This window comes from Actinoallomurus acaciae (genome assembly GCF_042429965.1).
GTDB lineage: Bacteria > Actinomycetota > Actinomycetes > Streptosporangiales > Streptosporangiaceae > Actinoallomurus > Actinoallomurus acaciae.
Genome location: NZ_JBHLZP010000372.1, coordinates 1 through 8157 on the forward strand (window position 1 = coordinate 1; position 8157 = coordinate 8157).

An 8157-nucleotide genomic window follows, 5' to 3' on the forward strand; every position below is an offset into this window, starting at 1 on the left:
CGCCCGGCCCGTACGGCGGCGGGGTGTTGGCGCCCGGCCCGTACGGCGGCGGTGTGTCCCGGCCGGGTGGGTACCCGCCCGGCGGGTACGCGGGGTACGGGCCGGCCGGCGGCGTCCACGGCGGCGGGTCGGTGTTCTGGGCCGCGACCTGGGCGCCCTGGTTGAGGACCTCGGTGGCGGGAGCCGGGTGGGCGCCCGGGAGCGAGACCCCGTCGTTGCTCAGCAGCCGGAGCAGCACCTGCTGGGCGGTCGGCCGTCGCCGGGGGTCCTTGGCCAGGCACGACAGCACGACGTCCCGCAGCGGGCCCATGAGCATGCCGAGCATCGGCTCCTGGTGCACGATCCGGTTCATCACGGCGGGGATGGAGTCCTGGCCGAACGGGGGGCCGCCCGTGGCGGCGTACACGATCGTGCCGGCCCAGGCGAACACGTCGGTGGGCGGCCCGGCGACCTCACCGGAGATCTGCTCGGGCGACATGTACGACGGCGTGCCCACGGTCGTGCTCGTCAGCGTGCCGCCGGCGTCCAGAGCGCGCGCGATGCCGAAGTCGATCACTCGCGGGCCGTCGGCCGCGAGCAGGACGTTCGTCGGCTTGAAGTCGCGGTGGACCACGCCGGCCTCGTGGATGGCCGCGAGCGCGGTCGCCGTGCCGATCGCCAGCCGCTGCAGCACGCCGCCCGTACGCGGGCCGTGCTCGTCCACGACCTCGCGCAGTGACGGGCCTTCGATGTACTCGCTCACCAGGTACGGCGCGTCGCCCTCGACGTCGGAGTCGATGATGCGCGCCGTGCAGAACGGGGCGACCCGCTTGGCGTTGGCCAGTTCGGCGGCGAACCTGGCCCGCGCCTTCGCGTCACCGCTGAACTGCGCATGCAGGAGCTTGACGGCCACCTGCTCGCCGTCCGGGTCCTCTCCGAGGTAGACGGTCCCCTGACCGCCCTCGCCGATGCGTCCGGTCAGGCGGTAGGAGCCGAGCCGCTCAGGGTCGTTCGCCCGGAGAGGAGCGATCTCCGGCATGGGCGTGCCTCCCCAGGGTCACTGCTTGGTGAGCGTCCCGTTCGCGAACGAGCTGCCGAGTTCGGTCCTGCTGATCTCCCAGTTCATGGAGGAGCCGTTCAGCGTCATCGTCACGTACGAGGACGTCGGGCAGGTGCCGCCGGACTGGTTGAACAGGGTCTGGCTGAAGACGACCTTGCTGTCGGTGGAGCTGTCGGGCTCCTCGAACATCGAGCCGGAGCAGTTGCCGTAGTCGGCCTTGCCGATCCGCGAGTCGGAGTTCAGGGTGATCGTGATGTTGAACGGCCGCTTGTCCGAGCCGGAGTCGGTGTTGGTCCCGGTGCCCTTCCAGGTGCCGACGTAGGAGTCCGGCACACCGTAGTGGGACGGGGTGTAGCTCGGCAGCGTGGACAGGTCGTGCTTGGTCTTGGACAGGACCCCGGCGACGAGCGCGATCGGCAGGCCCACGGCGAGCAGCAGGAACACCACGCAGCCGATGCCGATGAAGATCGGGACGTTCTTGTTCTTGCGCTGTGGCGGCGGCGGTGTGTACTGCGGCGCCATCGGCGCCTGCCGCTGCTGCTGCCACGGCGGCGGCGTCTGGGGCCCCGGCATCATCATCGGCGGGTTCGGCGTCGACGGGCCCGGCATCATCGGGGGCGGCGTGTTCACCAGCGGTGGCGGCGGGGGCGTGTGGACGATCGGCGGCGGAGGCGGCAGCTCGGCCGCGACCTGGGTGCCCTTGTCCAGCAGCTCCGCGCGGTCGGACGAGGGGCCGGGCGTCGCGCCGACCTGGCCGAGCAGGCGCAGCAGCATCTGGTGCGCGGCCGGCCTGCGCCGGGGGTTCTTGTCCAGCGCCGCGCCGACCAGCTCGCGCATGGTGCCGGTGAGACGGGAGAGGTCCGGCTCCTCGTTGAGGATCCGGTTGATGATCACCGGGAGGGTCTCGGCCTCGAACGGCGAGTGGCCCGTCGCGGCGAACATCATCGTGGCGCCCCAGGCGAAGATGTCCACGGCGGCCGTCAGGGGCTCGCCCGTGAGCTGCTCGGGCGCGAGGTACCCGGGCGTACCGACCACCATGCCGGTGGCGGTGACAGAGCTCTGCTGGGAGTTGACCGAGCGTGCGATGCCGAAGTCGACGACGCGTGGGCCGTCGGAGGCGAGGAGCACGTTGTTGGGCTTGAAGTCGCGGTGGACGATGCCGGCCTCGTGGATCGCGGCGAGCGCGGTCGCGGTGCCGATCGCGAGGCGCTCGAGGGCGGCGCCGCGGAAGGCGCCCTCCTGCAGGACCACGTCGTACAGCGGAGGTCCGTCGATGAACTCGCTGATGATGTAGGGCGGCCGGCCGTTCAGGTCATAGTCCAGGACCTGGGCGGTACAGAAAGGTGACACCTTCTGTGCCGATTCGACCTCCCGCGCGAACCTCGTACGGGCAGACGAGTCGGCGTTCATCTGCGCGTGCAGGAGTTTGATCGCGACAGAGTCCCCAGAGGGCGACCGGCCGAGATAGACGGCCCCCTGGCCACCCTCTCCGAGCCTTCCCACGACTTGGTACTGCCCCAGCGAGGTCGGATCGCCCGGCTCCAGGGGAGCGGCATCCGGCATGTGTGACCCCCTCCAACAACCCTTATTCTTTGCACCCGCCAGGTCTATCCCGGCGGGAACGATATCGCGTTACCTGTGACGCTCGTCGTGCTTATCCGGTTCATGGTTGTGAGGAGGGGAGCTGACGCCCGCCTGCTGCTGTGATGTCCGACACATCGGACATCTACGGGCGCGGGTGAGGGAAGAGGCCGTGTGACGCGACGTGGCTTGCGTGTTGCAGGGCAAATCCCGTGACAGAATTTCCCGCCCGGATCGGGCACAAGATGGGCTTCCCAAGCGTTAGACCCGCGCGACGGGGCGCATAACTATGGACCGAGGGGGATGGAGATAGAAGATGGCCACCGACTACGACAGTCCACGTAAGACCGACGACGACCTCAACGAGGACAGCCTGCAGGAGCTGCAGGCGCGCCGGGCTGACAAGAGCACCGGTGTCATCGATGAGGATCTCGACGCCGGTGAGGTCACCGAGCTGCCGGGTGCGGATCTTTCGAACGAGGAGCTCAGCCTCCGCGTTCTGCCTCGGCAGGCCGATGAGTTCACATGCGCACGCTGCTTCCTCGTGCACCACCGCAGCCAGCTGGCCGAGGAGAAGAACGGCCAGTTGATCTGCCGTGAGTGTGCCGCCTGAGGCGGGGAGCGGTGGTGTCGGAGGGACCGGAGAGGGAGGTCGCCCGCTGGGGGGACGGAGACGACCGGCTCGGCCATGAGATGGCGGAGCTGGTCGGCCGATTGTCCGCCGAGGACGACATGGACCGCGAGACCCGCGGCCGCCTGCTCGGACGTATCGCGCGCCTGATGGCCGCGAGCGCGCGCCGGGCCGGGGCCGCGGGCGTCGGACGGGGACGCTGGCTCACCGATACCTTCATGGAGATCGCTCCGCACGTTCCCGTGCGCGATCTCGAGACGTTGAGCCGCCACCACGACGGCCTGCGGAGCGAGGCCCTGGCCGACTCGGTCGTCCGCGCGGCACAGCGGGCCACGACCGGCGTGGGCGCCGCGGGCGGAGCGCTCGCCGCGATCCAGTTCGCCGCGCCTCCGCTCCTGCTGAGCGCCCCGGCGCAGATCGTGGCCGAGACCGTGGTCGTCGCGACGATCGAGGTCAAGCTGATCGCGGAGCTACACGAGGTCTACGGCGTTCAGGTTCCCGGCACCGGCACCGCGCGCGGCATGGTCTTCCTGCAACTGTGGGCGCAGCAACGAGGGTTCGACCCGATGCAGCCGGGCAGCGTGACGGCCGCGCTCGGCGTGGCGGCAAAGGCCGGCCTGCGCAAGCGCCTGCTCCGTGTGTTCGGCCGTCACTTCACCACCCTCGGTCCGTTCCTGACCGGGGCCGTCGCCGGCGGGGCCCTCAACAACGCGGCGACCAGGCGGCTCTCGGAGAAGATCCGCGACGACCTGCGCGGCCAGCACGTCGAACAGGCCTCCCGCCCGCCGTCCATCGAGAGCGGACGCTAGGACCCGTCCCAAAGCCCCGCCGTCCAACCGCGTCGCGCGCTGTCGCCCCACCCCGCAAACCGTGCCGAACGGCTCCGCTGGTGCTCGGGAAGAGGCACCGGTCCGGGACCAGGCCCTCCCCGCCCACGGCCCGTACGGGGTGCCGGGTCAGGAGTTCGCGTTCTTGACCTTGTCGGCGGCGCTGCGCAGGGCGGCGGGCAGCTCACCCGTGCTGCTGTGCCAGCGCTTGGCCGCGGCGCGGGTCGCCAGCAGGCGCGCGACCTCCATGCCGACGCCGGTGACGACGGCCCAGCCGATCGCCTCCGCCAGCGCGACCTCCGGCGACTCGGGGTTGGTCGGCGGCTCCTTGCCGGTGATCTGCTTCCAGCCGATCGTGATCGTCTTCCGGGCCACGAAGCCCGCGCCGAAAGCCGCCGCGCCGGCCAGCAGCCGCCAGCCGAGATCGCCTTTGTCCGCCATGCTCGTCCCTCTCAGTGTTCCACCGGCCGGTGTCGGCTCCGAGCCTCTCACAGACGATCAACATAATGACGTCGGACCTGCCGTGGTCGGCCAATACCATTGGCGGCATGACAGAAAAGCCGCGTCCACCGGAGAAACCCACCCTCGACGGACTCGAGTCCAAGTGGGTAGACCTCTGGGACGAGAGCGGCGTCTACCGCTTCGACCGCTCGAAGCGGCGTGCGGAGATCTACTCGATCGACACCCCGCCGCCGACCGTCAGCGGCTCACTGCACGTCGGTCACGTGTTCTCCTACACCCACACCGACGCGATCGCGCGTTTCCAGCGCATGCGCGGCCGTGAGGTCTTCTACCCGATCGGCTGGGACGACAACGGCCTGCCGACCGAGCGCCGGGTGCAGAACTACTTCGGCGTGCGCTGCGACCCTTCGCTGCCCTACGACCCGTCGTTCGAGCCGCCGGACCGGCCCGGCAAGCAGATTCCGGTCTCGCGGCGCAACTTCGTCGAGCTGTGCAACCGGCTCACCGAGATCGACGAGAAGGCGTTCGAGGACGTCTGGCGCCGTGTCGGGCTCTCGGTGGACTGGTCGCTGCTCTACACCACGATCGGCGACGAGGCCCGCGCGACCGCCCAGCGGGCCTTCCTGCGCAACCTCGCGCGGGGCGAGGCGTACGTCGCCGAGGCGCCGACCCTGTGGGACGTCACGTTCCGCACCGCGGTGGCCCAGGCCGAGCTGGAGGACCGCGAGCAGCCGGGCGCCTTCCACCGCATCCGCTTCCACGCCGGCGGCCGGCCGGTCTACATCGAGACCACCCGGCCCGAGCTCCTGCCCGCCTGCGTCGCGCTGGTGGCCCACCCCGACGACGAGCGCTACCGCGAGCTGGTCGGCACCACCGTGCGCACCCCGCTCTTCGGCGTCGAGGTGCCCGTCGTCGCCCACCACCTCGCCGAGCCCGACAAGGGCTCGGGCATCGCCATGATCTGTACGTTCGGCGACCTCACCGACGTGACCTGGTGGCGCGAGCTGAACCTGCCGACCCGGGCCGTCCTGGACTGGAACGGCCGGCTCCAGCCCGAGCCGCCCGAGGGCGTCGCTCCCGGCCCGTACGCCGAGCTGGCGGGCAAGACCGTCCACTCGGCCCGCGAGCGGGTGGTCGAGCTGCTGCGCGAGTCCGGCGACCTGGACGGAGAGCCCCGGCCGATCAGCCGGCCGGTCAAGTTCTACGAGAAGGGCACCAAGCCGCTCGAGATCGTCACCACCCGCCAGTGGTACATCCGCAACGGCGGGCGCGACGCCTCGCTGCGCGAGCGGCTCCTGGCGCGCGGCGCCGAGCTGACCTGGTACCCGCAGTACATGAAGGCCCGCTACGACAACTGGGTCGAGGGCCTGGCGGGCGACTGGCTGATCTCGCGGCAGCGGTTCTTCGGCGTGCCGATCCCGGTCTGGTACCCGGTCGACGCCGACGGCGAGCCGATCCACTCCGCGCCCATCGTCCCGGCGGAGGACACCCTGCCGGTCGACCCGTCCTCCGACGCGCCGCCCGGCTACAACGAGGACCAGCGCGGCAAGCCCGAGGGATTCGTCGGCGACCCGGACGTCATGGACACCTGGGCGACCTCCTCGCTGACCCCGCAGATCGCCGGCGGCTGGGAGCGCGACCCCGACCTGTTCGCGGCCGTCTTCCCGTACGACCTGCGGCCCCAGGCGCACGACATCATCCGCACCTGGCTGTTCTCCACGGTCGTGCGGGCGCACCTCGAACACCACTCGCTGCCGTGGGCGGGTACGGCGCTGTCCGGCTGGATCCTCGACCCGGACCGCAAGAAGATGTCCAAGTCCAAGGGCAACGTGGTCACGCCGATGGACCTGCTGACCCAGCACGGCTCCGACGCGGTGCGCTACTGGGCGGCCAGCGGGCGGCTCGGCACCGACACCGCCTTCGACACCGGCCAGATCAAGGTCGGCCGCCGGCTGGCCATCAAGATCCTCAACGCCTCCAAGTTCGTGCTGGGGCTGGGGGACGTCCCGGACGGCACGCCGGTCACCGAGCGGCTCGACCTGTCGATGCTCGCCACCCTCGCCGACGTCGTCCGCGACGCCACGGCCGCGTTCGAGGCCAACGACTACACCCGCGCGCTGGAGCGCACCGAGCGGTTCTTCTGGAACCTCTGCGACGACTACCTGGAGCTGGTCAAGGCCCGCGCGTACGGCGAGGAGGGCGGCGACCCGGCCTCGGCGGCGTCGGCCCGCGCGGCGCTGCGCACGGCGCTGTCGGTCGTGCTCCGGCTGTTCGCGCCGATCCTGCCGTTCGTCACCGAAGAGGTCTGGTCGTGGTGGCGGGAGGGCTCGGTGCACCGCGCCGGGTGGCCGGTCGAGGACGGGCTGCCCCGGGGCGGCGACCCGGGTGTGCTCGCCGCCACCTCCGACGTCCTCCGCCAGGTCCGGCGGGCCAAGTCCGCGGCGAAGGTCTCCATGCGGGCCGAGGTCGAGCGCGCCGCGGTCCGCGGCGCCGGCGTGGGAGAGCTGGCCCAGGCCGACCTGCGCGCCGCCGGCCGCATCGCGGACCTGCACCTGGAGACGGTGCCGGAGGAGGGCTTCTCCGTCGACGTCACCCTGGCCCCCGCCGGCTGATCCTTCGAATCCGTCCCGCGCCACCGATGAGTTCCGGCGCGCCGTGAGGTCTGTAGCGGCGAAGGCCGGAATGAGGAGGAACGCAGATGGGTGTTTCGTCGGGGCTGTCCCGTACCGGGCTGGACCGGATGCGGGAGGTGCTCGGCCGCGCGGTCGAGCGTGCCGAGGTGCCCGGGCTGGTCGCGCTGGTGCACCGGCGCGGGGAGACGCACGTGATCGCACTCGGCACGACCGAGGCCGGCGGTGACACGCCGATGAGCCGTGACACGATCTTCCGTATCGCGTCGCTGACCAAGGCGATCACCGCCGTGGCCGGCCTGATCCTCATCGAGGAGTGCCGGCTGCGCCTGGACGACCCGGTGGACGACCTGCTGCCGGAGCTGGCCGACCGCCGGGTCCTGCGGCGTGTCGACGGGCCGCTGGATGACACCGTGCCCGCCGAACGGCCGATCACCGTACGCGACCTGATGACGTTCCGGCTCGGGCTCGGTGTGATCTTCGCCCCGCCGGGCACGTACCCGATCCAGCGCGCTCTCGCCGAGACCGGCGTGGACAACGGCCCGGACGGGCCGTCGGTGGACCCCGACGAGTGGATCAAGCGGCTCGGCACGCTGCCGCTCGCCCACCAGCCGGGCACGGCCTGGATGTACCACACGTCGGCCGACGTGCTCGGTGTGCTGATCGCGCGGGCCGCCGGCCGGCCGCTGGAGGAGTTCCTGCGTGAGCGCGTCTTCGCGCCGCTCGGCATGGACGACACCGGCTACCACCTGCCCGCCGGAAAGCTCGGCCGGCTGGCGGCGGGCTACGCGGCCGACCCGGAGACCGGCGCGCTGGTCCGCCGCCCCGACGCCCGCGACGGCGCGTGGGACCGCCCGCCGGCCTTCCCCTCCGGTGGCGGCGGACCGGGTCTGCTGTCGACCGTGGACGACTACCTGGCGTTCTGCCGGATGTTGCTGAACAAGGGCCGGTGCGACGGCGGTGTCCGTATCCTGTCGCGCCCGGCGG

Annotated in this window: 7 protein-coding genes; 4 read left to right on the forward strand and 3 right to left on the reverse strand. The window is 71.5% G+C overall.

Going from position 1 to position 8157, the window contains the following annotated elements:
- The coding region (locus tag ACFFNX_RS34865; RefSeq protein ID WP_378210179.1) for a serine/threonine-protein kinase at positions 1–1018 on the reverse strand (1018 nt) is incomplete at its 3' end.
- Positions 1019–1036: 18 nt separating this feature from the next.
- Complete coding sequence (locus tag ACFFNX_RS34870) at positions 1037–2602, reverse strand: serine/threonine protein kinase (RefSeq protein ID WP_378210180.1); 1566 nt, start codon at positions 2600–2602, stop codon at positions 1037–1039.
- A 334-nt stretch (positions 2603–2936) separates the two neighbouring features.
- On the opposite strand from ACFFNX_RS34870, the gene ACFFNX_RS34875 reads away from it, so the two are divergent.
- Positions 2937–3233, forward strand: coding sequence for a DUF4193 domain-containing protein (locus ACFFNX_RS34875; RefSeq protein WP_329240019.1), 297 nt, complete (start codon positions 2937–2939; stop codon positions 3231–3233).
- Between the two features lie 14 nt (positions 3234–3247).
- Positions 3248–4060: a hypothetical protein gene (locus tag ACFFNX_RS34880; protein WP_378210181.1), complete on the forward strand. Its 813-nt coding sequence runs from the start codon at positions 3248–3250 to the stop codon at positions 4058–4060.
- A gap of 147 nt (positions 4061–4207) precedes the next feature.
- On the opposite strand, the gene ACFFNX_RS34885 is transcribed toward ACFFNX_RS34880, so the two are convergent.
- Positions 4208–4519 (reverse strand): DUF4235 domain-containing protein, encoded by a 312-nt coding sequence (locus tag ACFFNX_RS34885; RefSeq protein WP_378210182.1) that lies wholly within the window; start codon positions 4517–4519, stop codon positions 4208–4210.
- A gap of 107 nt (positions 4520–4626) precedes the next feature.
- Here ACFFNX_RS34885 and valS point away from each other — a divergent pair, with 107 nt between their 5' ends.
- Together valS and ACFFNX_RS34895 are read left to right on the forward strand one after the other, a co-directional pair.
- Complete coding sequence (gene valS / locus ACFFNX_RS34890; protein WP_378210183.1) at positions 4627–7152, forward strand: valine--tRNA ligase; 2526 nt, start codon at positions 4627–4629, stop codon at positions 7150–7152.
- An 86-nt stretch (positions 7153–7238) separates the two neighbouring features.
- Positions 7239–8157, forward strand: a 919-nt coding sequence (locus ACFFNX_RS34895) for a serine hydrolase domain-containing protein (protein WP_378210184.1), incomplete at its 3' end; no start/stop codon positions are given.

Coding starts and splice junctions, on each gene's coding strand:
- ACFFNX_RS34870 (WP_378210180.1), bottom strand. CDS start 2,602: ATGCCGGATGCCGCTCCCCTGGAGCCGGGCGATCCGACCTCGCTGGGG.
- ACFFNX_RS34875 (WP_329240019.1), top strand. CDS start 2,937: ATGGCCACCGACTACGACAGTCCACGTAAGACCGACGACGACCTCAAC.
- ACFFNX_RS34885 (WP_378210182.1), bottom strand. CDS start 4,519: ATGGCGGACAAAGGCGATCTCGGCTGGCGGCTGCTGGCCGGCGCGGCG.
- valS (WP_378210183.1), top strand. CDS start 4,627: ATGACAGAAAAGCCGCGTCCACCGGAGAAACCCACCCTCGACGGACTC.